This is a genomic window from Litorimonas cladophorae, from assembly GCF_014652455.1.
Lineage (GTDB): Bacteria > Pseudomonadota > Alphaproteobacteria > Caulobacterales > Maricaulaceae > Litorimonas > Litorimonas cladophorae.
Genome location: NZ_BMYV01000001.1, coordinates 1,256,744 through 1,280,871, shown reverse-complemented (window position 1 = coordinate 1,280,871; position 24,128 = coordinate 1,256,744). Strand labels below are relative to the sequence as shown.

General features: G+C 52.5%; 26 protein-coding genes and 1 tRNA gene. 14 read left to right on the top strand and 13 right to left on the bottom strand.

The window, feature by feature from the left end; genetic code table 11:
- The first annotated feature begins 1 nt into the window (after window position 1).
- The 5 genes from IE073_RS06115 (at window position 2) to IE073_RS06095 (ending at window position 3,609) form a co-directional block, all read left to right on the top strand.
- Window positions 2-565: a DUF924 family protein gene (locus IE073_RS06115; protein WP_189582713.1), complete on the top strand. Its 564-nt coding sequence runs from the start codon at window positions 2-4 to the stop codon at window positions 563-565.
- A gap of 70 nt (window positions 566-635) precedes the next feature.
- Window positions 636-1,247: a DJ-1/PfpI family protein gene (locus tag IE073_RS06110; RefSeq protein WP_233349854.1), complete on the top strand. Its 612-nt coding sequence runs from the start codon at window positions 636-638 to the stop codon at window positions 1,245-1,247.
- The gene (locus IE073_RS06105; protein WP_189582709.1) at window positions 1,247-2,233 is read left to right on the top strand and encodes an alpha/beta hydrolase; all 987 of its coding nucleotides are present in this window, start codon (window positions 1,247-1,249) and stop codon (window positions 2,231-2,233) included. Before IE073_RS06110 ends, IE073_RS06105 begins: the two co-directional genes overlap by 1 nt.
- A 138-nt stretch (window positions 2,234-2,371) precedes the next feature.
- Window positions 2,372-3,046 (top strand): YceI family protein, encoded by a 675-nt coding sequence (locus tag IE073_RS06100; protein ID WP_189582706.1) that lies wholly within the window; start codon window positions 2,372-2,374, stop codon window positions 3,044-3,046.
- Window positions 3,046-3,609 carry a cytochrome b gene (locus IE073_RS06095; RefSeq protein ID WP_233349852.1) on the top strand — a complete coding sequence of 188 codons (564 nt, stop codon included), beginning with the start codon at window positions 3,046-3,048 and terminating at the stop codon, window positions 3,607-3,609. The genes IE073_RS06100 and IE073_RS06095 overlap by 1 nt, the downstream gene beginning before the upstream one ends.
- Window positions 3,610-3,614: 5 nt before the next feature.
- On the opposite strand, the gene IE073_RS06090 is transcribed toward IE073_RS06095, so the two are convergent.
- Window positions 3,615-3,691, bottom strand: a tRNA-Arg gene (locus tag IE073_RS06090).
- A 116-nt stretch (window positions 3,692-3,807) separates the two neighbouring features.
- Between IE073_RS06090 and IE073_RS06085 the strand changes: the two genes are divergently transcribed.
- Entirely contained in the window at window positions 3,808-4,644 is an 837-nt protein-coding gene (locus tag IE073_RS06085) for a thermonuclease family protein (protein ID WP_189582704.1), read from the top strand.
- Between the two features lie 24 nt (window positions 4,645-4,668).
- Here IE073_RS06085 and IE073_RS06080 read toward each other — a convergent pair whose 3' ends face one another.
- From IE073_RS06080 to IE073_RS06050, 7 genes are all read right to left on the bottom strand, one after another.
- Window positions 4,669-5,019, bottom strand: a complete 351-nt coding sequence (locus IE073_RS06080) for a hypothetical protein (protein WP_189582702.1) — start codon at window positions 5,017-5,019, stop codon at window positions 4,669-4,671.
- A complete protein-coding gene (locus IE073_RS06075) occupies window positions 5,016-6,650 on the bottom strand; it encodes a S41 family peptidase (protein ID WP_189582700.1) in 1,635 nt (544 codons plus the stop codon). The genes IE073_RS06080 and IE073_RS06075 overlap by 4 nt, the downstream gene beginning before the upstream one ends.
- Window positions 6,651-6,783: 133 nt before the next feature.
- Window positions 6,784-7,386, bottom strand: coding sequence for a CarD family transcriptional regulator (locus IE073_RS06070; RefSeq protein ID WP_189582698.1), 603 nt, complete (start codon window positions 7,384-7,386; stop codon window positions 6,784-6,786).
- Window positions 7,387-7,534: 148 nt separating this feature from the next.
- Window positions 7,535-7,879 (bottom strand): ferredoxin FdxA, encoded by a 345-nt coding sequence (fdxA, locus tag IE073_RS06065; RefSeq protein ID WP_189582696.1) that lies wholly within the window; start codon window positions 7,877-7,879, stop codon window positions 7,535-7,537.
- Between the two features lie 85 nt (window positions 7,880-7,964).
- A complete protein-coding gene (locus IE073_RS06060; RefSeq protein WP_189582694.1) occupies window positions 7,965-8,237 on the bottom strand; it encodes an RNA-binding S4 domain-containing protein in 273 nt (90 codons plus the stop codon).
- Window positions 8,238-8,307: 70 nt separating this feature from the next.
- On the bottom strand, window positions 8,308-11,244 hold the full coding sequence (locus tag IE073_RS06055; protein WP_189582691.1) for a helicase-related protein: 2,937 nt from the start codon (window positions 11,242-11,244) through the stop codon (window positions 8,308-8,310).
- A gap of 172 nt (window positions 11,245-11,416) precedes the next feature.
- Window positions 11,417-12,337, bottom strand: a complete 921-nt coding sequence (locus IE073_RS06050; protein ID WP_189582688.1) for a DUF3108 domain-containing protein — start codon at window positions 12,335-12,337, stop codon at window positions 11,417-11,419.
- A gap of 182 nt (window positions 12,338-12,519) precedes the next feature.
- Between IE073_RS06050 and rpmB the strand changes: the two genes are divergently transcribed.
- On the top strand, window positions 12,520-12,813 hold the full coding sequence (gene rpmB / locus IE073_RS06045) for a 50S ribosomal protein L28 (RefSeq protein ID WP_189582683.1): 294 nt from the start codon (window positions 12,520-12,522) through the stop codon (window positions 12,811-12,813).
- 269 nt (window positions 12,814-13,082) lie between these two features.
- Here the strand turns inward: rpmB and folE are convergent, their stop codons facing one another.
- The 3 genes from folE to IE073_RS06030 all read right to left on the bottom strand — a co-directional run bounded on the left by folE (window position 13,083) and on the right by IE073_RS06030 (window position 14,901).
- Window positions 13,083-13,685, bottom strand: coding sequence for a GTP cyclohydrolase I FolE (folE, locus tag IE073_RS06040; RefSeq protein WP_189582680.1), 603 nt, complete (start codon window positions 13,683-13,685; stop codon window positions 13,083-13,085).
- Between the two features lie 70 nt (window positions 13,686-13,755).
- Window positions 13,756-14,238, bottom strand: a complete 483-nt coding sequence (locus IE073_RS06035) for a hypothetical protein (protein ID WP_189582677.1) — start codon at window positions 14,236-14,238, stop codon at window positions 13,756-13,758.
- 66 nt (window positions 14,239-14,304) lie between these two features.
- Entirely contained in the window at window positions 14,305-14,901 is a 597-nt protein-coding gene (locus IE073_RS06030) for a hypothetical protein (RefSeq protein WP_189582674.1), read from the bottom strand.
- Between the two features lie 63 nt (window positions 14,902-14,964).
- Between IE073_RS06030 and cysS the strand changes: the two genes are divergently transcribed.
- The 3 genes from cysS to IE073_RS06015 all read left to right on the top strand — a co-directional run bounded on the left by cysS (window position 14,965) and on the right by IE073_RS06015 (window position 17,446).
- Complete coding sequence (cysS, locus tag IE073_RS06025) at window positions 14,965-16,449, top strand: cysteine--tRNA ligase (protein WP_189582671.1); 1,485 nt, start codon at window positions 14,965-14,967, stop codon at window positions 16,447-16,449.
- A gap of 89 nt (window positions 16,450-16,538) precedes the next feature.
- Complete coding sequence (locus IE073_RS06020; protein ID WP_189582668.1) at window positions 16,539-16,886, top strand: hypothetical protein; 348 nt, start codon at window positions 16,539-16,541, stop codon at window positions 16,884-16,886.
- Window positions 16,887-16,942: 56 nt separating this feature from the next.
- Window positions 16,943-17,446 carry a YciI family protein gene (locus IE073_RS06015; RefSeq protein WP_189582665.1) on the top strand — a complete coding sequence of 168 codons (504 nt, stop codon included), beginning with the start codon at window positions 16,943-16,945 and terminating at the stop codon, window positions 17,444-17,446.
- A 600-nt stretch (window positions 17,447-18,046) separates the two neighbouring features.
- On the opposite strand, the gene IE073_RS06010 is transcribed toward IE073_RS06015, so the two are convergent.
- Window positions 18,047-18,610 carry a hypothetical protein gene (locus IE073_RS06010; RefSeq protein WP_189582662.1) on the bottom strand — a complete coding sequence of 188 codons (564 nt, stop codon included), beginning with the start codon at window positions 18,608-18,610 and terminating at the stop codon, window positions 18,047-18,049.
- A gap of 209 nt (window positions 18,611-18,819) precedes the next feature.
- On the opposite strand from IE073_RS06010, the gene IE073_RS06005 reads away from it, so the two are divergent.
- Genes IE073_RS06005 through IE073_RS05995 form a run of 3 tightly spaced genes read left to right on the top strand, consistent with a single transcriptional unit; the run spans window position 18,820 to window position 21,801 of the window.
- Complete coding sequence (locus IE073_RS06005; protein WP_189582660.1) at window positions 18,820-19,425, top strand: glutathione S-transferase family protein; 606 nt, start codon at window positions 18,820-18,822, stop codon at window positions 19,423-19,425.
- Window positions 19,426-19,483: 58 nt separating this feature from the next.
- Entirely contained in the window at window positions 19,484-20,926 is a 1,443-nt protein-coding gene (locus IE073_RS06000; RefSeq protein ID WP_189582656.1) for a flavin-containing monooxygenase, read from the top strand.
- Window positions 20,923-21,801 carry an alpha/beta hydrolase fold domain-containing protein gene (locus IE073_RS05995; protein ID WP_233349848.1) on the top strand — a complete coding sequence of 293 codons (879 nt, stop codon included), beginning with the start codon at window positions 20,923-20,925 and terminating at the stop codon, window positions 21,799-21,801. Before IE073_RS06000 ends, IE073_RS05995 begins: the two co-directional genes overlap by 4 nt.
- Here the strand turns inward: IE073_RS05995 and IE073_RS05990 are convergent.
- Complete coding sequence (locus IE073_RS05990; protein WP_189582650.1) at window positions 21,755-22,501, bottom strand: HpcH/HpaI aldolase family protein; 747 nt, start codon at window positions 22,499-22,501, stop codon at window positions 21,755-21,757. The two genes, IE073_RS05995 and IE073_RS05990, sit on opposite strands and share 47 nt — an antisense overlap.
- A gap of 91 nt (window positions 22,502-22,592) precedes the next feature.
- On the opposite strand from IE073_RS05990, the gene IE073_RS05985 reads away from it, so the two are divergent.
- A complete protein-coding gene (locus IE073_RS05985) occupies window positions 22,593-24,128 on the top strand; it encodes an AMP-binding protein (RefSeq protein ID WP_189582647.1) in 1,536 nt (511 codons plus the stop codon).

Here is a 24,128-nt window from a genome sequence, read left to right as displayed (position 1 = left end):
AATGAAGACTGCGGCGGATATTTTAGCGTTCTGGTTTTCGCCAGAGGCCAAGAAACACTGGTTCAAATCAACCGACGCCTTTGACGCTCATATACGGCAAAACTTGGAAATGACGGCCATGTCATTGGCGGCGGACCAAGCGAGGGTTTCAACGGTTCACGCGTGGGAAACGCAGGGGCCAGACGCGCATCTGGCGTTGATCATCGCCTTGGATCAATTGCCGCGAAATATGTATCGCGCCACACCCGCTGCCTTTGCGTGGGATGAAAAAGCCTTGGCGGCGGCTAAGCGCATGGTGGCTCTGAAGGCCGACCTAAAGCTTACCCAAGAGCAACGGCCTTTTGTATATATGCCTTATATGCACAGTGAGAATTTAGCGGATCAGGAGGCTTGCGTAACCCTGTGTGATGCCCGGCTCGTTGAGGAGGGGACGCTGAAATTCGCTAAAATTCATCGGGATGTAATCGCAAGATTTGGCCGCTTTCCGCATCGCAACAAATTTATCCGACGAGAAACGACCCCCGAAGAGCAAGCGTTTCTAGACAGCGGCGGATTTTCTGCGTGAAAGCTCCCAGAAATCTATCACAAAATGTAGCGGAGCGCTCCTTTAGGTCTTTTCAGAAAGTTTGGTTTCAGTGATAGATATTGGAATTTTAATCTTTGACGATGTTGAAGAACTTGATTTTGTGGGACCGTGGGAAGTCTGGAACATGGTCAACACGGTGCTTCGAGCTCGTGAAGAACGCGACGCGGTTCGAGTGCGTCTCATCAGTGAGAATGGCGAACAAATTAAAGCTGTTAAAAATATGCGGGTGTTAGCGGATGTCGCAATCGCGGACGTCAGCGCCCTCGATATTATCTGTGTTCCTGGCGGGCAAGGGGTGCGGCCTCTTATCCAACGCCCGCCCGTGATAGAGTGGATCGAGACAATTGCACCGACATGCAAATGGGTCACATCTGTTTGCACAGGTGTGTTTGCGCTGTCCAAAGCTGGGTTGACGACAGAAAAACGGATTACGACCCATTGGGCCGCATTTGAAGAATTTAAACGCCTCGGCTTGGAAGGGATCTTAGTGCCAAACATCCGATATGTACGTGATGGACATCTTGTGAGTTCGGCGGGCGTCTCTGCCGGCATCGATATGGCGCTCTGGCTGGTGGGTGAAATGTTTTCGCCGCAATTTGCGCGGGACGTTCAGCGCGCCATGGAGTATGATCCCGCACCACCCTATGCTGGAGATGTGTAATGAGTGAGAATTTCCTACAGCGTTTAAAACGACGCAAAGACGAAACAAATGCCGAGGAAAAGCCGTCAATTTTTCAACAGCAACTCGCCAAGTTTAAATTTGAACCTGATCAAATCGATGTGTTCCAAGAAAGCTTTCGCCGCGTCACTAACCAATTTGATAAACCTGGTCCACGGATGGCCAACACTGAGAATTTCAACGTTGGGGAAGATGAGAACGCCATTCCCTGCCGTCTATTTGTGCCTTTTGGGGCTGACCAACCTGCTGGACCCTGTCTAATATATTTCCACGGAGGCGGTTTTGTGACCTGCGATGTGGAAACGCATGAGGGTATCACGCGACGTCTCGCAAATGGTGCGATCTGCAGGGTCTTGAGCGTTGATTACCGGCTCGCGCCACAGCACGCCTATCCTGCTGGCCCAGACGATTGCGAAACCGTGTTGAAATGGGCGTTAGACGGACAAGGTCTAGAAGATTATGGCATTGATCCGGCTAACATCGCAGTGGGCGGAGACAGTGCAGGCGGTAACATGGCAGCTTATCTCGCTCAAAAATACCGCAATCAGATCAAGAGCCAAATTCTGTTTTATCCGCTGATGCAACTCATGGAATTTAAGCCGCCCAAGCCAGGACCGCAGGACTGGCTACAACTCGGATTTATGGCGTTGAAGTTTATTGACGAACATTATGTGGCGGGAGCCGATGCGACCGACACGCGTCTCTCACCGCTTTTGGAAAAGAATTTGAAAGGCATGCCACCCGCTTTTGTTTTGACTGCGGGTCTGGACCCCCTGCGGGATGAGGGGAAACTTTATGCGGATAATCTGATCAATCACGGGTGTGATGTGACCTATCATCATGAAAAAGCGATGCCGCATGGCTTCTTAAATTTCGCTCGCGCGTTCCCGAAAGCTAAATCGATCCCACTCGATGCCGCGGATGTTTTGCGCCAGCATTTTCCAAAGCCGCAGCAGATGCAAGACTAGTCAAATGCAAGAATAGCCAGAAGCAATGCGCGCTTTCACGTTTTAGTTCACAAGAGAATGTGATGGTACGGCCAAGAATTAATCAAGACTTTTTGCTTTTTAACTCGTACTTACGTAAAATAGAACTTGGAGATTAAAATGCACCTCGGTAAACTTACTCTTATTTCAACGGCCGCGCTTTTGTCCGCGTGCTCCAATGGCGCAGACACGAATACGGCGAAAATGGACCGCACCGTCGTCGAGGCCGCCACCGATGTGGCTGGCGAAATCGAGATGCGTGGCGCTGATTTATCGGTGCTCCCAAGCGGTACGTATAAGTCAGAGCAGGGACACGCCTATGTCGCGTTCCAATACTGGCATCAGGAATATTCCCGCCCGATCATCCGCTGGGGCACTACGGATGCGACAATTGTTTTCGACAATGAAAACCCAGAAAATTCAACATTAAGCGTCTCCCTCCCCACCGAAGATCTGGATACGGGCGTTGAGGCTTGGGACAAACACATTAAATCAGCAGATTTTTTCGATGTTGAAAACTATCCTGAGGTCACATTCGTTTCGACGGATATCTCACAAATCAAAGATGGCTACGGTACATTGACGGGCAATCTGACAATCAAAGACGTCACCAAGCCGTTCACCCTGACAGGGACCGTGAACAAAGTTGGCAAACATTTCCGGTCAGGTGTTGATATGTTTGGCGTCTCTGCCAAGGGCACATTGAGCCGCTCCGAATTTGGCGTCGATACCTACGCGCCTTCGGCTGATGAAATTGAAATCACCATCGAAGTTGAATTTCAGAAAGTCGAATAGTGGCAACACCTCTGTCAAACGACCGTTATTCACGCGTTGCGATTGCCCTTCATTGGGCGATCGCGCTGATGATCCTGAGCCTGATCGTATTTGGGTTTTTGATGACGCAGGAATGGATGCCGCAGAGGTTCACAATTTATCAATGGCATAAAAGCTTTGGGATCACGGTCCTAATCCTGTCACTTTTTCGGTTGATCTGGCGATTAGGGCATAAGCCGCCACCTCTGTCCGCCGATATGAAAAAGTGGGAGCTCAGCGCAGCCAAAGTGACCCACGTCGGATTTTACGTTCTGATGATTGGGGTTCCGCTGCTTGGTTGGGCTATGGTGTCAGCGTCGCGCTTACCTATTGAAAATAAGCTTTTCTTTCTCATCCCACTGCCTGACATGCCGGGTGTTCCGTCCTCGGATGCGATGACGGACCGATTAAAGCTGCTACATGAGATCGGGGCGAAGTTGATTTTATTCTTATTCGTCCTGCACGTAGGTGGCGCTCTTAAGCATCATTTTGTCGCCAAAGACGGAACACTGGCGCGGATGATTCCGGCTTTACGTCGAAAGTAAATAGATGGCGATCCCGGGTGGATTCGAACCACCGACCTACAGATTAGGAATCTGTTGCTCTATCCGACTGAGCTACGGGACCATCTCCGCCCCTTTATGAAACTTGCCTAAATTGCGCAAGCATAGCCGCCCCTACTGTAGACTCTGTTGCAATACAGATGATTCGACCTGTGGTGGTTTTTATGGGACAGATCGCTTGTGACGTCTGAAGCTGACACAAATATTCTGTTGAGCCGCCGAACCGCGCTCATCACTGGCACCGCTTCGCTCTTCCTCATGGGGAAATCGAAATCGCCGTCAGTACCGAGCCTTTCCAAAGGTGAGATCGGGCAGGTGGCCCGCATTGTAGATGGCGATAGTTTCGTTATGCGCTTGTCCGATGAGAGCGAGCTCTCCGTACGCCTTTCTGCCGTACAAGCCCCACGCACCGCCCAACGTGCGCAAAAGGCTTGGCCCTATGCCAAAGAGGCTAAGGCAGGGCTTGCGGCCATTATCCAAGGCCGCCGTGTTCAGCTTTTTTACGGCGGCGAAAACCGCGACCGCTTTGGCAGAGCTGTCGCGCAGGTTCACACCCTCGACGGACGGGGCGTCCCTGATCTCTGGGTACAGGGTGAGCTTGTGCGTTTAGGACTGGTGCGGGTTTATAGCTGGAAGGGCGAACTAGCTGATATGGAGGCGCTCTACGGGTTTGAGAACCAAGCGCGCGACCGTTCGCGCGGCCTTTGGGCCGACCCCACGTATGCGGTACGGAAGCCGGACCCCGATCCATTGGCGCAAGATGTGGACAGTTGGCAAATCATTGAGGGCGTTGTTACCTCCACCGCGGATGTGAGGGGGCGAATTTATCTCAATTTTGGGGCAGACTATCGAACGGACTTCACCGTTGCTATCGCCAAAAAGAACGTCAAACGTTTCGATGAGATAAAGCCCGTTGAGCTGTCAGGGGCCCGCGTTCGTGTGCGCGGCTGGATTGAAATGATAAACGGCCCAATGATCTGGCTTGATCATCCGGGCCGTTTGGAAGTTTTATCTTAGCGCAAGGCGCCTAGGTGTTTCTATTTATCGACACTGCAAGTCGGGCAGCTCAATTCGCCGACCACCGCCTGCTTCGAGTAGGTAACACATTTCGCCGCGACGCATGAGCGTAAATTCCGTGGGCGTGCCGGGAACACGATCCGTCAAATCTTTAACCGCGATCGGACGAACGATCAGAATTGATGTATCGACGAGCCGACCTGGATCCATATCCAGATCAGAGCGGCCCATCGCTTTATGAACGGCAAGTTTTATGGCTTGGCTTTGCGAGGCATCGGGCGCTATAGATAGCCGAGATGCCTGCGCCTTTGGAACGCTCTGGCAGGCAGTCAAAGCGAGGACTGTGGCGAGAGAGATAAGGCGGGCGATACTCATTGTTCACCTACGATCACGTCATCTGTGACGCCGCCGATACGGCTGGTGCGAAGGAACTCATCCGTTGCCAAGCGAGGGTCACTCATCATGTCCAAGCCAGAGCTAAAGGTAGACTGTAGCTTTGATTGTGCAGGCTTAGTCACAGTCGCGGCTGGACAGGTTCCGTTTTGTGCATATTGCAGGGCCGCAGCCAAGAATGGCTCATCAGCGTCGCCTAAAGCGCCCTGATATTCGTCAGGAATGGTGCAACCAGGGACTTCTTCGCCAAATCCAGCATTGCCGTCATTTGGTAAGAAACCATCGGCATAATCGCCGAACCCTTTGTCATTAGCACCCCGGAATTGAACGGTGAAATAGGTTTCTCCGCAATTATCTGTCGGATAGAATCCGTAAGGTTTGCCACAAGTTTGCGAGCCAATCAGAATGACCTCGATATCGATGCCCCGAAGCCCGTTAATAACGGCTTCCGAAGCAGAACAGGTTCCGCTGGTGGATAGGATGAAGACGCGCTCCAAATTCAATTCTGGAAGGGCAACACCTTGATTGACGGTGAACCCCAAGCCTGTGCTGTAAAACGGCGTAGGCTCAAGAGCTCGACCCGTTACGGGATTGGTCGTTGGGTTTTTATCGTTGAATGTCAGGCGGTCAAAAGTTTTGTTGGCCGTTTCATCCGCGCCCGCCACCATGAAACCAACTTGCGCGGCGACAGCAAGTAGGCCACCCCCATTATACCGCAAATCAAGAACAAGGTCGTCGACATTCGCCGCATCCATTTCCTGCATAGCGGTAAAGATGGCTTCCTCAGAGCTGAAAGGCGAGAATGTTGTGAAATGGATATAGCCAACTTTTTTACTATCTGCCGTGTCGATAATTGACGTTGTTGTCACTGGCTGCTCCACGACGTCTGCGGATGTGATGGTGACATCGCGTTCCGCGCCATCCGTCCCCAAGACAGTGAAGTTATGCTCGACACCTGCGACGGTCGGGAAAGTGCCTTCATTTAGGATATCGAGTTCGGCTTGGGTGCTGCCGCCATTTACCGCGTCAATACCGTCGACGACTAAGATTTTGTCGCCGCGTCGGAAACCACCCGCAGCGCCAGCGGGGCCATTGGACTGGGTGTAGACCACGCGGATATCGCGCGGGGGGGCACTTTGTAGGAGACGGAAACGCGCGCCATAGCCAGCGCTTGCCTCACCCGATTGACGGGCTTCATATTCTTCAGTGTCGATGTTGAAATGGAATTGATCAACAGGCGCGCCGGAAGAGGTTGTTCGGGCGGTACGCAGCTCGTTGAAGTAATCAATGCGGTCGGCAATGGAATTCGGATCACGGTCGGTAACCTCGTTGTACCAGAGGTAAGTTTCATCGGTCCAAGAGCGGAGCCAGAACTTTTCTTCCAAGGTTGAACCTGCTTGGTCCGCTCGACCGGCGCGGGGGGTTTCGCACATGTCCTTAAAGGTTGTCGCCGGCTCGAAAGTGCCGGCTGTGTAAACCGGCGCTGTATCCGTAACCGGTGGTGGGGTTACAACAACGGCAGGTGGCGTTGAACTACCACCTCCGCCACCGCAAGCGCCGAGGAAGGCACCGGAAGCGCCCGTTATCAAAAGTAGTTTCAATGTTTTTTTCATGTCTAAATCCTTACACGCGCCCGCCCCAACGGAGCGTGAACGATGTGTAAAGTGGTAGGACACGTCAAGCGCGTGAGCGCAAAAATTACAGCAAAACAGAAGTTTACCCCACTATGGCAGGGTAGGAGCGGCCTTAGGCCGCAGGTGAATCACCTTCTTGTTCCTCTTTTGCGGCGGCTTCTTTTTCAGCTTTAGCCGCTTGACGAGATCGGGCTTTCGCCAAGGTTTCCAAAACTTCTTCGAGGGCGGCATCACGTGACTGCTTTTTAATCGCGGCCACTTCACGGACCATGCGATCAATCGCGCTTTCATAGAGCTGACGTTCGGAATATGACTGCTCTGGCTGAGCATCCGTACGGTGAAGATCACGAACGACTTCAGCGACAAGGATCAAGTCACCAGAATTGATCTTAGCTTCATATTCTTGCGCACGACGTGACCACATTGTGCGCTTAATGCGCGCACGACCTTTGAGCGTGGTGAAAGCATCTTTGAGCGTCAGATCATCAGAGAGCGCACGCATGCCAGACGTTCCAGCTTTGTCAGTTGGAACGCGTAGGGTCATTTTATCTTGCTCGAACTTTACAACGTAAACTTCGATGTCAAAACCTGCGATGACTTGCTGCTCTATTCCAATCACGTCGCCAACGCCATGCGCAGGATAGACAATATGTTGTCCGACTTTGAAAATACGCTTGTTAACTTTTTTCTTCGCAGTGGTTTTTTTGGCAGCCATTACAGAGTCCCTATATCTTACAAATCAAAAGCGCGGCTGCCTTTTGAAAGGGCGTCCGCGCTCTATAGTGTTTGGATGTACTATATCACAATTTTAGACGAAAAGCGAATCCCAGTTCCGTGTCAGGCCCGTTGGCCGAAAACCTGGTTTATTCGTCGCCCGTGCCAGGTTTAGCGCTAAAGTATTTCTCGAACTTACCTGTTTCGGACTCGTATTTCTCACGATCCGCAGGCGGTTCTTTCTTGACCGTGATAACAGGCCAAAGTTCAGCGTATTTCGAATTAATCTCCAGCCACTTTCCGTCAGGTTCGTCTTCCGTATCGGGGACAATCGCATCAACGGGACATTCGGGTTCGCACACGCCACAATCAATACACTCATCTGGATGGATGACGAGCATGTTTTCGCCTTCATAGAAACAGTCGACGGGGCAGACCTCGACACAGTCCATGAACTTGCATTTGATGCACTCGTCCTTGACGATATAGGTCATGCTTTTCTCACTCCTGTGACGCGCTTGCGAGTTATGTCGCCGCGCGATGTGACGGACGCTGTGGATAGTGTCAACTGCTGGCTAATCAAGTCTTTCCTGCAGAATCGCCGAGTCGCTCATAGAGCGTTTGAGCCTCTGGGGCGGGCCCCCGCCGCGTTCCTGCGTGTTTCATACGTACCGTATAAAGTTCCTTACCGCGCATGAAGGTCACGCCGTCGCCTGGGCGCACCAAAGTATGCGGCTTTTTCGTACGTTCGGTGACACCGTTACGTGTCAGACGCACTTTCCCGTCTGAGACCAATTTCGCTGCGCCAGTTCGCGTCTTTTGCAAGCGGGTTCGAAAGAGCCAGACATCCAATCGACAGGATTCATCGAGCGGTGAGGCTTCAGGCAGTTTTTGTGATGTCGAACGCTGACGTGGCAGGTGTTTAATCCTTCTTAGGGGATTTCAAAGCCGCGAGCGCTGCAAAGGGGGAGTTTTCGACCTGACGGGCTGTGGGTGGTTTCGGGCCTTTCGGCGCGTCACGACGCGGGTTCGGACCTTTGTTCGGTCGCTTGTCTCGCTTGCCCTTAAAAGCAGGTTTGCCTTTGCCGCCAGGTTTGAAACCTTTTTGGCCACGGGTAGGAAAATGCCAATATTCAAGATTTTCTTGCTCAGTTGCTACCCCAGCCTCGTCAGTCACGCGGTTGCGATACAAAGTGAGCGTCTTTTTCGGACGCGGTTTGCTTTGCGGCTTCGGGGGTGTGGCCGTCAGTGCTGGCGAGGCAGGCACGGCGCTCGCATCTGGTGCAGTCGCTTCGGGGGCGGGTGTCTGGCCTGCAACATCCGGAACAGCCGGGGCAGTAACGAGTGCGGGCTCAACGACAGCGGTCTCCGCAGCAGGGGCCGTTTCAGCCGGTTGCTCCGATTGCGTGAGCGGCTCGGCCACTGTTTCTGATTTATAACCTAGAGCTGTGAGTACACCCTGCACATCTTCATATGTCGACCCGAGCAAGGCCAGCATTTCGGCCATGACTTGGAATTTGTGACCACGCACATCTGGCTTTTTGGATTTTTGGAAGTGGTCCTGGGCTTCACGAATGATGAAGGACAAGCGGTTTAGAATATCAAAGCGAATGATGCGGTTACCAACGGCGCGGTACCCGGCGAGAGCTAAAGCCTGATCTGTGAAATTTGACGAGGCCAAGTCGCCTTCGTTTTTAATTGACGTCACACCCGCGAAAGGAATCCACGGCTTTTTGTCGCCACCCACACCAAAGGCAACCAGGAGCGACAGCAAACGTGCAGGCTTTGGCTTGACCATGTCTTGTAAGTAAACGTTATAATGACCGAAAACGACGCCGACTGAGCGAAGTTGGCGTCTCGCGTCTTGATCTAAATCCCGTACAGTTTGCAAATGCTCGCGCCGTTCAACCGATCCATTGTTCTCGAGAAGGATATATCCAAAGCCTTTGGCCGCGGGCAGGGTGTCGTCGGCGGCGATCATGTCTTTGAGCGCCTTGAGCGGTACAAGATGATCATTCACGGCGGCGCGTAAAAATTCCCGCATGCGATCGGCAGCCATTTCGCGCAGGACGTCTTTGCCCAATTCGCCGCCAATGACTTCGGCGTCAGGCGTAAAGACGGACCCGCTTGGCGCAATGCGGCCGACGACCATGCCGCCCCACATGATATCGCCTGTATCCGAGAGCGTAAAAATCTGATGGGTGCCAGATGAGATAGATGTCAGACGACGATCAACTTCTGGTCCAACGGCTTGTTGCGCTGCCGCAGCAAGGGCTTGGGCTTCCAGCCCGCCTTGGCTGGCGTCTGCCGTGAATTTTAAACCGTCAAGACGACCGATCAGATCATCGTCAACATACACCTCTCCGGTGTCTTTAATGGTGGCGCTCATGTCCAGATCGGCTCCTATGCCCTTCAGCAGCTTCCGCGTTCGCCGATCGACGAAACGTGCTGTTAATGCTGCGTGTAGCGCGTCTGATAGCCTGTCTTCAACCTCTCGCGCATGATTTATCCAATGTTCTGCCCCACCAGAGCTATTTGGCATCCAATTTACCTTGGATGCGCAATAGGTCCAGGTCCGAATATGGGCCAAACGGGCCGAGAGTTGGTCAACACCGCCAAAAGTATCGTCGCAGCGATTGATCTTACGCTCCATGAAATCATCAGAGAGCCGCCCGCCGCCGCGCATGAGGGTGCGCCAAATATCTTGTAGCATCTTCACATGTGTATCGATGGTCAGATTGCGGAAATCTGGAACTTGGCAAACGTCCCAAAGCATCTTGACTTGGATGCGGGTTTTCAACGCGTCATGAACCTCATCAATGGCTTTTAACCGCTCAAGAGCGGCCTCATCATCGGCCCCTTTGATGCGTCGGAGGCGATTGGTGGGACGAGGGGTGTGAAGGCTCTCCATCAAGCTATCAATGGTCGAAAAATCCAAGTCTGAATTGCGCCATTCAACATAGTGTAGCGGTTCAAATTCATGGGCTTCAATGCGTCTGACCAAATCCTCATCCATCGCCGGACAATCGCCCGTCGTGCCAAAGGTCCCGTCGTTCCTGAAACGTCCCGCGCGTCCCGCGATTTGTCCCGCTTCCATAGGAGTGAGATAGCGACGGCGGCGGCCATCAAATTTGGTTAGTCCCGCAAAGGCGACATGATCTGTGTCGAGATTGAGCCCCATACCTACGGCGTCGGTCGCGACCAGAAAGTCCACTTCGCCCGATTGGAACATTTCGGCTTGGGCATTGCGTGTCCGTGGCGATAATCCCCCCATCACGACGGCCGCCCCGCCGCGATATCTACGTATCAACTCGGCAATGGCGTAAACTTCGGCTGTGCTAAACGCGACAACAACGGAGCGTTTAGGAAGGCGAGTGAGCTTCGTCGGTCCACTATAATGTAGTTCGGAAAAGCGTTCGCGGTGGTCAAATTTAATACGCGGCACCAAAGTTGCGAGAACGTCCCGCGCGGTTTCGGCGCCCATGAACAGCGTTTCCTCCATGCCGCGCGCATACATAACGCGATCCGTGAAAATATGGCCGCGCTCATGGTTGGCCATCAACTGAACCTCGTCGACCGCAAGAAAGGCAAAACGTTTTTCGACGGGCATGGCCTCGACGGTGCAGACATAAAATCGTGCGCGGGGCGGAATGATTTTCTCTTCACCTGTGATCAGCGCGACTTGTTCAGTGCCTTTTAGACCAACGATTCGGTCATAAATTTCGCGGGCGAGAAGTCGCAATGGCAAGCCGATAACGCCCGAACTATGGCCCAACATACGTTCGACCGCATAATGGGTTTTACCCGTATTGGTCGGGCCAAGGACGGCCTTAACGATGGGATCAGAGTAGCGGGACATGAGGTGACTACGTTTCAGTCGAGAGGTTGGGGATGGGATGGAACGATTCGTCGGTGCCGTTAAGCCAAGTTGGAGAATTAGACCAAACTAATATGCCCTGTTGTTACGAAAAGGGCCGCGACTTTGCGCGACCCATTCCATTTTTCAGCATCAGGTGATTTGAAGCCAAGCGTTAGCGCGGGGGAACGATTTCGATATCATCGACCTTCACAACAGCGGTGAAGCCGCTGATTTTATATGTGAAGCGTACGGGAACGTGGACGCCTGCCTCTTCATAATATTTGAAATAGACATTAATCGGTGTCGAGGCTTCCTCCTCGCTGGGCAAATCCTCAGGGTCATATCCTGCAACTGGCTCATAATAAGCCTGACAATGAATGGCCTCTTCCTTGTCGCCATCAAACTTTACGCGCTCGGTACCAATCCGCTCGAGGCGGAGATTATAGTGCTGTTTGCTGTCAAAGAATGGGACGCGACCTTCACAAAGCTCGCCGTTGATCTTTGTCCCCATCATCATGAGGTGCATGATGCCAGAAATCGTATCATTGGCGCTGTAGCGTTCGCGCGGTGTCGCGGGCGGGACGCCTTGGCTGCCCAAACGCGGTTCAATCGCGACGTCTACCGCACCGGCATTGCGATCGTAATTCATCTCAACGCGGCGATTCTTTTTATCGGTGTTTTGCTGCACGTGCCAATCAGGACGCAGGCCCGTCTTGTCATAGCGACCTTTTGTGACGGACCAGATTTCCATCTTTTTGAGCAAAGCTGCGAGGCCGGATGATTTAGCATCGGTATAAGAAGCATAGCTATTGTCATCGAAGGTCGTGATCAAATCCGATTTAATGACCCGAAAGCCAAACACATAGCCCTTGAGCTTCATACGAATTTGCGTGGCATCAGGGCCGGGTGCGGGGACGACGTATGACCGATCGCCGAGATTTTGGGCGTTCAGAACGGCCATGTTCTCGCCTTTCAGCAAGAGATTCGGCGTGACAGACGGCGAAAGGCTTTGCGCAGTCGCCAATTCGCCCAGACTTAAGGCCCCTAAACTAAGAGCGGATACGGCGGCGATCGATTTTAATGTCGTTTTCATAATGAGGGGTATCGCAAATCATTTGTGGCGCTAGAATGAACAAGTGGCCCCTATAGCATTACAAATGGGTGAGGTAGAGCCGTAAAAATCTATTGACGAGCGGGCAGACAGCCCTTAGGTCGCGCCTTCAAGTTACTACCCACCTTGTGTGGGTCATTTTTTTATGTCTGATAGGTGTTCCAATGGCACGTCGCTGCGACCTTCTCGATACCGGCCCAATGTCCGGCAATAATGTTTCTCACGCTAAGAACCGCACAAAGCGTCGGTTCGAAGTGAACCTTTGTAATGTCACGCTCGCATCTGACGCGCTGGGCCAAAAGTTCCGCATGCGTATCGCAGCAAAAACACTGCGCACTGTCGACTTTAAAGGCGGTTTGGACTTTTTCCTTCTTGGAACAAAGAACCACAAGCTGACTGAAAAAGCGAAAAAGATCAAAAAGCAGCTCGTCAAATTGGAAGCCTCCAAAGAAGCGTAGCGCAAATGCGACGCTTCGTGCGTCAAATAGAATAGCAAAAACCCGTCTCTTTAGGCGGGTTTTTTATTGCCTGCGATTCTTGGGGGTCCCAAGAATGGGCCCTGTTTTAATGTGATATGCTGTCGGAGCAGGCTCTCCAGCGGGAGTGACGGCTTGAACAGGCCTCACGCGCCTTACCTCAGCAGCCGCATGAGCGCATTCCGATCATTTCTGGAACGAAATATGTCCTGCGCTCTGACGTGATTTATACAAACCCCGTCGGGGTCTGACTACTTCCCAATCACGCGTAAGAAGCGATCTTGTAGCGCTGGGTTGGTTTTGAACTCACCCGTAAATTGCGTTGTAATGGTCGAGACATTCGGGTGATGCACGCCGCGTGTGCTCATGCATTGATGGACTGCGTCGATCATGACGGCGCACCCGCGTGGCTTGAGCGCGTCTTCGATGGCATCCGCGATCTGCGCGGTCATCGTTTCTTGAGTTTGGAGGCGCTTGGCGAAAATTTCGACGACTTTGACGAGTTTCGAAATGCCGACAACCTTGTCCGTTGGTAGGTATGCGACCCAGGCTTTGCCTAGGAACGGCGCCATGTGGTGTTCGCAATGCGATTCGACGTCGATTTCACGCAAAATGACCATGTCATCATAGCCAGACACGTCTTCGAATACGCGAGACAAAACATCGGCGGGGTCTTGGGCATAGCCTCTGAACCATTCTTGATAGGCTTTGACGACTCGCTTTGGTGTATCGCGCAAGCCTTCGCGTTCGGGATTGTCGCCCGCCCATGCGATCAAAGTGCGCACGGCCTCCATGGCCTCTTCCTGTGACGGACGGGGCGCAGCGGAGACGGATTTCAAAGTCGGTTTGGTCATGGCAGCGCATATAGGCACCCTGACCCCGAAAGGCCAGAGTGCAATCTTGTGTCCTGCCTATGCGTCGCAGCTACCCTTTGTAATCGCCCGTAATCATGCAGGTGCCATTGGGTTGCGCGGTTGTCCCGCTGGGGCAGGCAATTTTAACAAGCTCAGGCGAGGGGGCCATCTCGCGAGGCAAATTACTGTCGTCTTGCATTGCAGGGGCTTTGATCATTTTGGGTTTGGTCTGAGTTTCCTTCCCGTAGATCTTGGTTTCTTCCTCGGTCAGGATCATTTCGCCTTTGGTGGCTGTGATCACGTTATTTGGCGTGTCGAGGACTAAGGGATCACCTTTGGCTTTAATCGTGCCGTCTTTCATTTTCGTGACATCACCGGATAGGACTTTGACGTCTTCCGTCACGTCTTTGGTCTTCTGCTTTACAGCGTCTTTTGCTGCATCTTTTGCTGCGTCTGTGACGATCTCTTGCGCCATGTTATCTTGAGCAAAGGCAGGGGCTGCAAGTAGCATGAACGGTAGCGCGGCAGCGGTTAGGTTTTGAATTAATTTCATTTGGGTCTCTCCGAAACCCCCCAGTGCCACCAAAGAAAAGCCCAAATTGGGCGAGATTATGTCAGATCAGCCCTCGCACTGCGGATCTTTGTCGATCAATCCAAATCGTAACATCTCGTCCACGCTCAACCAATGTATCTCATCGGGGCCAGCCGCCGCGCGTGTGAATTCATAGAAGTCTGGACTGACACCCATACGGTCGAGGAAATAACGTTGCGTTCCGCGTTGCCCATCATAGAGAGTTTGATCGCCGCGTTCGCCAATTTTTGTGCCCCAACTATGCACGCCGATCATCGCGCCACATTCAATGGTGCGCGGCGATCCCGCGATGAACCAATCGACGGCTCCACTGGCGATGCGTCCGTCTGCAGGAACATGCGTGGCCAGTCCCGCCGCGCGCAAATCCATGACGACGCGACGGTTGGTATCCATATCTTGGGTGCCCGGCATCGCTTGCAAAATGAGCGTTTTGACCTGGGGGTTTTCACGTACGAAATCTTTGACCAGATTATGCGAACGACTGTCGGTTGATCCGCGCACAATGGCGGCGGTGCCATCCACCTCAAAGGTCAAATCATGTTCATACGGTTCGGTCATATCGCGATAGGTCAGAACCCCGATCATCAACATGGCGGCGATAACGATAAATTGGGCAGGTTTCATTCGCGCAATCTGAACGCAAAGAGGCTTTCAAACAAGTGGCTGAACCGCTAACAGGCGCGCATTATGACAGACCATAACCCACTCACGCTCTATAATTCGCTTACGCGCACCAAAGAGCCATTCATCCCGCAAGACCCCAAACGGGTTACGATGTATAATTGCGGGCCGACGGTCTATTCCTATGCCCATATCGGCAATGCGCGCGCGGCGGTGGTTGCGGATGTCTTGTTCCGCGTGCTGCGTCATATTTATGGCGAAGAGCATGTCGTCTATGCACGCAACATCACCGATGTCGATGATCGCATTATCCAATCGTCCAAAGAAACGGGCCTGCCCATTTCAGAGATCACAGAGAAATATGCGCGGATTTATAACGAAGACCTCGCAGGTCTAAATTGCCTGCCACCGACGCATCAGCCGCATGCGACACAACATATCGACGATATGATTGTGATGATCGCGGAGTTGATTGAAAAAGGGAATGCTTACGAGTCCGACGGACATGTGTTCTTCGATGTCTCGACTTATGAGGCCTATGGCGCACTTTCGGGCAATACGCTCGACGCGCTACGCGGCGGGGACCGCGTGGGTGAGGGCGAAGTTGCGCGGAAGAAGAATGCGGCCGATTTTGTGCTTTGGAAACCCGAACTTCACGGCGTTGGCTGGGATGCACCTTTCGGCCGTGGTCGCCCAGGCTGGCATATCGAATGTTCCGCAATGGCGAAAGCAACCCTTACCGAAGGGCTCGAAACGGACGTCATCGACATTCATTGCGGCGGCGTCGACCTAAAATTCCCGCATCACGAAAATGAAATCGCCCAAAGCTGCTGCGCGAATGACGAAGAGAAATTCGCAAATTACTGGGTCCATAATGAGTTCCTCAACATGGGTAGTGAGAAAATGTCCAAGAGCTTGGGCAATGTCACGCTGGTCCATGATTTGTTAAAGGAGTGGGACGGCGAGGTCATTCGCTTGGCGCTACTGAAAGCGCATTATCGAAGTGAGTTGAGCTGGTCAGAGGATTTGCTGAAGGAGAGTAAAGCTCAGTTGGATGGTTGGTATCGACGTGTTCTCGAATTGCAAAAATGGGTTCAAGAGACAGACCATGGCAGTTTCACCCACAATTTTGGGCAGGCCTATGACGCCGATAACTCCGACCATGCAATGATGGTTGATTTAGATTTGATTGGCACAATACAAAATATTTCTACTCAAATGTCGGATGCCGTCGAATATCTAAATGAGTTGAAGTTAAATAAACCTTCTATTCATTCGAACCACTACCGCACCGAGGGTTTAGAGTTTCGTTGGAATGAGATTTTTTGTTTGGCTAACCTCCTGGGCCTCCTCCAAAAAGATCCCGAAGACTGGTTCAAAGGTAATTCATCCGACGACGAGCAATCCAAATTCGATGCCATTGCGCTTCGCCGCCAAGAGGCCCGCGCGGCCAAGGATTGGGCTGCCGCCGACGCCGCCCGCGACGAAGCCACGGCGCTGGGGATTGTGTTGGAAGACGGCCCTGAGGGGACGAGTTGGCGTAAGGCTTAAGGCCAGTCCGTCCGCTTTAATGCTTGACGCCCATCGATTTGCCTGCACGTTAGGGGCAGGCCCACTGGGTTGGGCTGGAGAACAGCGCCATGCGGATCATAAAACTCATACTCCTAAGCCTTCTTATCCTGATGAGCCTCGCGGCGGGTGTCGCGAAAATCATGCAAACGCCCCAAGAGATCGCCTTTTTCGAGGCGGTAAACATGTCGCTTGGTTTGCTCATCCCGTTCGGCATCGTTCAAATTCTGGGCGCGGCTTTGGCTCTCCTTGCGCGAACCCGAAAAATAGGCCTCATGATTATGGCGGCAGGGTTCGTGGCCTCTGCGGTCATGATCTTGGTCGGGGGTAACATTGGTTTTGGCATCGTTTCGCTTTTCCCGGCGGGACTGTCAGCGTGGCTGGCCCTCACGCCGACAGAACCCGTGTCGGACATTTGACGTAAATTTTGGCGAAATAATAAGTTTTAGAACGAGACAGAAAAACGGTGAGTGGGATGATGAAATTGAAGATTGCAGGGACTTTGTTTTGTGTCGCCGTGTTGTTCATGGGATGCACGGAAACGCCCGCGCCGCTTGAGGCGCAAGAGAGCTCCATTCCCGGCTCGGAATTTGATGCAGATCTCGCCGCCGAACTTGGGGCTGACGAATATGGTATGAAATCTTATGTCTTGGTCGTTTTGAAAACGGGACCGATGGACGCTGAAATTACAGATGCGGCCAAGCGAGCCGAGATATTCAAAGGACACTTCGCGAATATGAAAACACTTGCGGAGGCGCAACAGCTTGTCCTTTCGGGGCCTTTTATCGAAGGTGGTGATAAGCGCGGGCTGTATATTTTCAACGTGCCAACAATAGCGGAAGCTGAAGCGCTCGTGCAATCTGACCCTGCTGTCGCGGCGGGGGTTTTCGTTCCAGAATTCACAAAATACTACGGGTCTGCCGCACTTATGCAAACGCAAGCCTTGCATAAAGTTATCCAGAAAACGAAAATTGAGTAATATAGGATGGGGTGCTGGGGGCTCGCGAACGTCTTTCCCGCCTCCGGCCGGAACGAACATAAGTCTTTTCAGTGACTTATGTTAAAATTCAACAATCGTCTCCCCGCTTTCGGATTCTGTGACATTTTAAGGTGGTCTTCTTTCAGCGGGCGGTCATGTGCACATTGACAAAGTGCAGTTCTGTTTATTGGGGATCGAAAATTGGGCGAAGCTAGCCCATTTTTCGATACTCACTTGCTAACAGCAAAACAGAATTGCACGGACCGGGAAGGAGCGACGCTTGTCATTGGAGGACGCTGGGTAATGTCAGTGGAGTTGGGTGGCGGATTGTGAGCTGTTTACGCCTCGACTGCGTAGCTCGGCCGATCTTGGAAAAAGGCGTCGTCGCGTGGGTCCCTTTGGGGCCGAAAACATATTAGCTCTTTTCCGGTTCCGCCGGGCCCTTTGAATACCCACGCGAACATCCCCTTTTATCTATTTAAATAAGCGAGACGCAAACGACATAGAGTTTAGGTCAAAGAAAAACCCCACGCGACCGGGTATGGTCGTGCGGGGTCTTCAAAATTGTAATTTCGCAGCGCTTAACTGCGTTGGCCTAGATTATTTCGATGTCATATCGATGTAATCTTCTGAGCGCAGCGTGCCTTTATACGCGTTCGTGGCCGAAACAGCTTCGTCGTCAGTCTGCGATGTGTACGCGACCGCGCCTTTGACTTCCATTTCGTCAGCGTTTTCTTGTGCGAGCAGATTGTCTGTGCGTTCCAAGCTAAAGTTGCCTGTGACGTGACACGTCATGTCTGGCTGCGCTGTTGTCCCAATCGGGCAGTTTACTGTCGTGACGGCGCCCGTGCTTGACGGGACGACAATGGCGTTATTGGCAATTTCGTGATCGCTATCCAACGTTTTTGCTTCGGCCTTCGTCAGCATATCGCCGTCATGGGTCAGCAACTCATAATCCGATTGCGTGTCAGGTTGACCATCGGCCTGCAGAATTTCACCCACCGTGTCGTTGGTCATTGTAAGGCCCTGGGTCTGCGTCGTGACAGTTGTCTTTGTCATAATCTGCATGTTTGTCGACTTGTCTTTGTGACCGTCAGCATAGGCCGTGGTACTAGCCGCGAGGGCGACGGCTGAAGAAATGAGCGCTGTTTTTAAATATGTCATTTATAGTCTCCTTATTTTGCGCTGCACCTCAGTAAATAAGGGTACGCAGATTTAAGATTTTCGTCGTCACAAACCGCAGTATTGCGGCCAGAGCAGACGGACGGCGTAAGGGTCGTCTCTCACGGCGCCTGTATGCAAGATAAGCGTTTCGCAGCCAGCATCGTTCCAAAAATCTTGCATTTTGATGGAATTAATTGCAGTCGATAGCGATGAAACTTTATGATTATTTGCCGTCGGGGAATTCTTACAAGGTGCGCTTGCTGCTGTCCTATTTGGGTATTGGCTATACGCATATGCCGATTGATATTCATGCGGGTGAAACTCTGACACCGGAGTTTCTGGCGATGAATCCTGCGGGTCAAATTCCATTGTTGGAATTGGGCGATGGGCGGACTTTGGCCGAAAGCAATGCCATCCTGATGTTCTTGGCCGAAGACACGCCTTATCTGCCGATTAATGCCTTTGATCGCGCCAAAGCCGTGCAGTGGATGTTTTGGGAACAATATCGCCATGAGCCCGCCATTGCCGTGGCGCGCTTCATTCGCGCCTATGCCCCAGAACGTGAAGCGGAGTTGCCAAAGCTTATGGAACGTGGCCGTAGCGCCCTGTCGGTTATGGAGGCGCATTTGCGGACGCATCCTTGGTTTGTTGGCAGCGGTCCAACTGTCGCAGACATCGCCCTGTACGCTTATACTCATGTTGCAGAAGAGGGCGGTTTCGATTTGTCCGAATACCCGCATGTGTCCGCATGGTGCGCCCGAATGTCAGAGCATCCGCGCCACATCGGGATTACGGATATTCCGCATTCGGCCTAGTCAGAATTGACGCGGCGGTTCCTCTTGTCGGGCCGTGTTCTGGCGCTATGGTCGCGTCATGGGAACATTCGATACAGAGACATTGATTATCGGCGCAGGCTTTGGCGGCATATGCATGGGCGTGCAGCTGAAGGAAGCCGGTAAGACGGAATTTATAATTGTCGAGAAGGCCGATGAGGTCGGCGGAACTTGGCGAGAGAACACCTATCCGGGCGCCGAATGCGATATTGCCAGCGCACTCTATTCCTACTCCTTTGCCCCAAATCCTGCGTGGGATTTTAAGTGGGCCAAGCAGAAACAAATTCATGCCTATCAGAAAGGCATCGCGAAATCTTACGGTCTTTATGACCACATTCAATTTGGGCGCACCGTCATTTCCGCGACCTATCAAGCGGGCCGTTGGCGGACCGTTTTTTCTGACGGCGAAGTTATCACTAGCAAGTTTTTGGTCTCCGCGATTGGGCAGCTCCACATCCCTAAGACGCCAGAGATTGCGGGGGCGGCGGACTATCAGGGCGTGAGTTTTCATTCCGCGCAATGGGACCACAGCTTTGATCATGTGGGGAAGACTATCGCAGTTATTGGCAATGCTGCCAGCGCGATCCAGCTTATTCCTGAATTGGCGGAGGTCGCGGATAAATTGACCGTGTATCACCGCACGCCAAATTGGATCATTCCAAAGAAAGATCGCGCCTATACGCGCTTGGAGAAGTGGCTCGGTAAGCGCATCCCAGCATTGGGTAAACTCTATCGCTTTAGCCTCTTTGCGCAGGGCGAGTATTTTGTCTGGCGGATTATCCAAGGCAAACCGCTTGCCCGACGCTTTGGTGAAATCTGGGTCAAATCCGGCTTGAAGAAGCATATCAAAGACCCAGACTTGCGCGCGAAGATGCTGCCTGATTACCCAATGGGCGCACGGCGCATTTTGCTATCGGATAAGATTTATCCAGCCTTTGCACGGGAGAATGTTGAGGTCGTCACCGAAGCAATTGCGTGCCTGACCAAAGATGGCGTGAAGGCGGAAGACGGCACCGAACGGGCGCATGATTTAATTGTCTTCGCGACGGGATTTTATACTAACCCCTTCTTGAAGGAGATTGACGTCACAGGTGAACGGGGTGTGTCATTGAAAGATCATTGGGCGGATGGTGCACAAGCTTATATGGGCACCATGACGGCGGGGTTCCCAAATCTGTTCATACTTTACGGGCCGAACACCAATACGGGACATACGTCGATTATTTATAAGCTCGAAAATCAAGTGCATTACGTGATGGACTTGATGGCGCGTACGTCATCCACAATTGCGGTGAAGCCAGAAGCCGAAGCCGAATTTGGCGAAGAAATGCAACGCCGTCTGAAAAATCTCGCATGGTCAAAAGTCGATGCGAGTTGGTATAAGGTGGGCGACAAAGTACCGAATAATTGGCCGGGTAGCGCATTGGAATTCAAGCGCCGCTTCAAGACCCCGATTTGGGAACATTACGAGATAAGCCAATGACGACTTTGCGATATCGACTGTTTGAATGTCTTCTGAAAATCTCAGGGGCAGGGCGCACGATCGAAAAGGGGCTGAAGCGCGGAAATATTCCCTCCGAGAATGTGCCTTCGGGTCTTCGGTCGCGATGGAGTGAAACACAGTTCCAAGGCCGGGCGGTGTTCACCTGCGCCCCCGTTGGACATGACAGGGGACGTGTTTACGTCCACCAGCATGGCGGCGGATATGTCGTCGGTTTGATTGGGCTACATTTTGCGATGTTCACCAAACTTGCCGATATGGCGGGCGTTACGATTATCCTGCCGGATTATCCTTTGCCGCCAGAGGCGACAGCCGACGACGTTATCGATTGGGGCGTTGCACATTACGACACCATCCTTGCGAAATATGGCGCGGAGAAAGTGATGCTAGGCGGAGATTCTGCGGGCGGAAACCTCGCGCTGGCGATTAGTCAAAAGCGGGCCGTAGAGACTCCGCTTTTACTGCTCTCGCCGTGGGTGGATGTGTTCCCGACGGATCTACCCGACGATACTCCCAATGCCGAAATTCTGCTGGACGCTGCGATTTTGAAAGTGGCTGGCAAACGCTACGCGGGATCGCATGATCCCAAATCGCCTCTCATCAGTCCCATCTTCGCGAAACCCGAAGATTTGCCTGAGGTTATGATTTTCACGGGCGAGAAGGATTTATTATTTGCACAAATTAGTAAATTCGCGGCGCAAATGGACGCGGTGGGGAAGCTCGCCAAACTTGCGACTTACGGCGAATTTGGGCATTATTGGATGTTCTACCCAACCCCCGACCGCGACAGCACCCTGGTCGAACTTGCAGCTATAATCGCGAACGGACGTCCGCCAGAAACGCATTCGTACCGTTGATCATAAAGCCTTGCTCACTGCCAAGGATAAACATGTTCATACCCATATCGCGCCATTTCGGGAGCTCATCTAGATTGGTTGTGAAGGTTCCGACCTTGCGGCCTTTTGCGACGGCGCGACGCGTGATGTCTTCCACTGCGGCAATGACATCAGGGTGATCCCGGTCAGTATGGCCCATCGATAATGTGAGGTCCGAACGCCCAATGAAATAACAATCAATTCCGTCGACGTCCAAAATGGCGTCGAGATTTTCAAGCGCTTCGACATCTTCGATCTGGCCAATCACGACGTTATCATCTTTGGCTAGGCGCACATGTTCCTCAAGCGAACGAACACCTGCCGCGCGTGTGCCGCCGCAGAATCCACGGCCCTCGCCATATTTGGATTTATGCGCGATAAGTTCGGCGTCCGAGACGCCCATTAAATGCGGCGCGATAATGCCGCCCGCACCGACGTCCAGCGCAGTTGCAATATGTTCGGCCTTTGCAACGGGAATTCGAACCAGGTTCGGTAGACCCGCTGCGCGGCACGCCAGTACGCAATCGGAAATATCACGACGGTCAAACGGGTTATGTTCGGCGTCGATACAGACAAAGTCCAAAGTTGTGCGCGCCAACACTTCGCAAATTGTCGGAGACGGCGTTTTCACAAAGGTTCCGATCAGCATTTCACTCGATAACAATTTTTGTTTGAAGGTCATGCAGACCGCTCCTTGTTTTGCGCTTGAAACACACCGAGGATTTGTCACAGTCAGTTTATATAAACAAATGAAACATCGGGGAAAACGACGCATGGCTTTACCAGCATATGATTGGATTGATTTTCACGCGGCCACCACGCCGAACAAACGGGCAATGTTTGACCTCGCCAGTGGTCGGGATTTCTCATACGCGCAGATGAATGATCGCGTGGCCCGTTGCGCGGGCATGTTGAAGGAGAAAGGTATTAAACCCGGTGATCGTGTCGCGTTTCTCTGCCTGAACACGACTGACGTCATGGAGCTTGTATTTGGGTGCTGGCGCATTGGGGCTGTTTGTTTGGCCCTGAACTTCCGCCTGACTCCGCCAGAATTGGCTTACATTCTCAACGACTCAGAAGCGTCGATGGTTTTGGTCGACGCGCCTTTTGCGCCGCTGGCTGAGCCGACGAAGGGTCTGACAGATGTTTACACTTGGATGATGACCGACGGTGTGGGCGGCGAGAGCGATTATGAAACGGCGCTGGCGGCTGCGACGCCGATCTATGACTTTCATCCGCAAAGCCTCGAGGACCAGTGTTTGTTGATGTATTCTTCAGGCACAACAGGCTCGCCCAAGGGCGTAATCATTACCCATGCGATGTTGGAATTTACGGCGTCATCGGCAATGCGTCTGGGGGCAACGGGTCCTGACGATGTCTCCCTCAATAACATGCCGCTGTTTCATATTGGCGGTCTTAATGTCACGGCCCTACCTTCAATTTGGATTGGCGGTACCTGTGTCATCATGCGTATGTTTGACGCCGATGCGACGATCAAAGCGATCTCCAATCCCGACCTTGGCGTGTCGGTGATGTTCTGTGTCCCTGCCGCCTATAACGCGATGCGGGCAAGCGCCCTGATTGAAACTGCCGATTTTTCTCGCATTAATTTGGCACTTTGCGGTGCTGAAACGGTTCCTGAGCCGCTAATAAATTGGTGGCTGGCGAAAGGTATCACGATCCAAGAGGGTTATGGCATGACGGAGACCGCAGCAGCGGGAACGATGTTGCTGAAATCCGATATTCCAGATCGTATTGGTTGGGCGGGGCGCCCGCTTATGCACTCGCGCATCAAGATTGTTGACGAAGAAGGAAACGAAGTTCCGCGCGGCACGCCGGGCGAAATCTGGTTTAAAGGCCTCGCGGTCACGCCCGGTTATTGGCGCAACCCCCAAGCCAATGCCGAAAGTTTTACCGACGGCTGGTTCCACTCAGGCGATATTGGGATCATGGACGAACATGACTACGTCTCCATCGAAGACCGCGTGAAGGACATGTATATTTCAGGCGGTGAGAATGTTTACCCGGCAGAAATCGAAGGTCTGCTTTATGAGCTAGAGCAAATCGTTGAAGTTGCCGTGATTGGTCTGAAGGATGAACGTTGGGGCGAAACGGGTTGTGTTTGCGCCGTTGTGAAAGAGGGCGAGACCCTATGTCTGGAGGATGTGATGTCCCATTTGGAAGGGCGTTTGGCGAAATTCAAATTGCCATCTCATTTGCACCTCATCCCCGAACTCCCGCGCGGTGGCACAGGCAAGGTCTTGAAGTTCGAATTGCGGAAAGCAGTTCCTAAAGCTTTGGGTCTTTAG

Excerpts from the sequence above, each read along its gene's own strand:
- IE073_RS06115 (WP_189582713.1), top strand. The coding sequence starts at position 2 with ATGAAGACTGCGGCGGATATTTTAGCGTTCTGGTTTTCGCCAGAGGCC.
- IE073_RS06105 (WP_189582709.1), top strand. The coding sequence starts at position 1,247 with ATGAGTGAGAATTTCCTACAGCGTTTAAAACGACGCAAAGACGAAACA.
- IE073_RS06100 (WP_189582706.1), top strand. The coding sequence starts at position 2,372 with ATGCACCTCGGTAAACTTACTCTTATTTCAACGGCCGCGCTTTTGTCC.
- IE073_RS06080 (WP_189582702.1), bottom strand. The coding sequence starts at position 5,019 with ATGAGTATCGCCCGCCTTATCTCTCTCGCCACAGTCCTCGCTTTGACT.
- IE073_RS06075 (WP_189582700.1), bottom strand. The coding sequence starts at position 6,650 with ATGAAAAAAACATTGAAACTACTTTTGATAACGGGCGCTTCCGGTGCC.
- IE073_RS06070 (WP_189582698.1), bottom strand. The coding sequence starts at position 7,386 with ATGGCTGCCAAAAAAACCACTGCGAAGAAAAAAGTTAACAAGCGTATT.
- fdxA (WP_189582696.1), bottom strand. The coding sequence starts at position 7,879 with ATGACCTATATCGTCAAGGACGAGTGCATCAAATGCAAGTTCATGGAC.
- IE073_RS06055 (WP_189582691.1), bottom strand. The coding sequence starts at position 11,244 with ATGTCCCGCTACTCTGATCCCATCGTTAAGGCCGTCCTTGGCCCGACC.
- IE073_RS06050 (WP_189582688.1), bottom strand. The coding sequence starts at position 12,337 with ATGAAAACGACATTAAAATCGATCGCCGCCGTATCCGCTCTTAGTTTA.
- rpmB (WP_189582683.1), top strand. The coding sequence starts at position 12,520 with ATGGCACGTCGCTGCGACCTTCTCGATACCGGCCCAATGTCCGGCAAT.
- folE (WP_189582680.1), bottom strand. The coding sequence starts at position 13,685 with ATGACCAAACCGACTTTGAAATCCGTCTCCGCTGCGCCCCGTCCGTCA.
- IE073_RS06035 (WP_189582677.1), bottom strand. The coding sequence starts at position 14,238 with ATGAAATTAATTCAAAACCTAACCGCTGCCGCGCTACCGTTCATGCTA.
- IE073_RS06030 (WP_189582674.1), bottom strand. The coding sequence starts at position 14,901 with ATGAAACCTGCCCAATTTATCGTTATCGCCGCCATGTTGATGATCGGG.
- cysS (WP_189582671.1), top strand. The coding sequence starts at position 14,965 with ATGACAGACCATAACCCACTCACGCTCTATAATTCGCTTACGCGCACC.
- IE073_RS06020 (WP_189582668.1), top strand. The coding sequence starts at position 16,539 with ATGCGGATCATAAAACTCATACTCCTAAGCCTTCTTATCCTGATGAGC.
- IE073_RS06015 (WP_189582665.1), top strand. The coding sequence starts at position 16,943 with ATGATGAAATTGAAGATTGCAGGGACTTTGTTTTGTGTCGCCGTGTTG.
- IE073_RS06010 (WP_189582662.1), bottom strand. The coding sequence starts at position 18,610 with ATGACATATTTAAAAACAGCGCTCATTTCTTCAGCCGTCGCCCTCGCG.
- IE073_RS06005 (WP_189582660.1), top strand. The coding sequence starts at position 18,820 with ATGAAACTTTATGATTATTTGCCGTCGGGGAATTCTTACAAGGTGCGC.
- IE073_RS06000 (WP_189582656.1), top strand. The coding sequence starts at position 19,484 with ATGGGAACATTCGATACAGAGACATTGATTATCGGCGCAGGCTTTGGC.
- IE073_RS05995 (WP_233349848.1), top strand. The coding sequence starts at position 20,923 with ATGACGACTTTGCGATATCGACTGTTTGAATGTCTTCTGAAAATCTCA.
- IE073_RS05990 (WP_189582650.1), bottom strand. The coding sequence starts at position 22,501 with ATGACCTTCAAACAAAAATTGTTATCGAGTGAAATGCTGATCGGAACC.
- IE073_RS05985 (WP_189582647.1), top strand. The coding sequence starts at position 22,593 with ATGGCTTTACCAGCATATGATTGGATTGATTTTCACGCGGCCACCACG.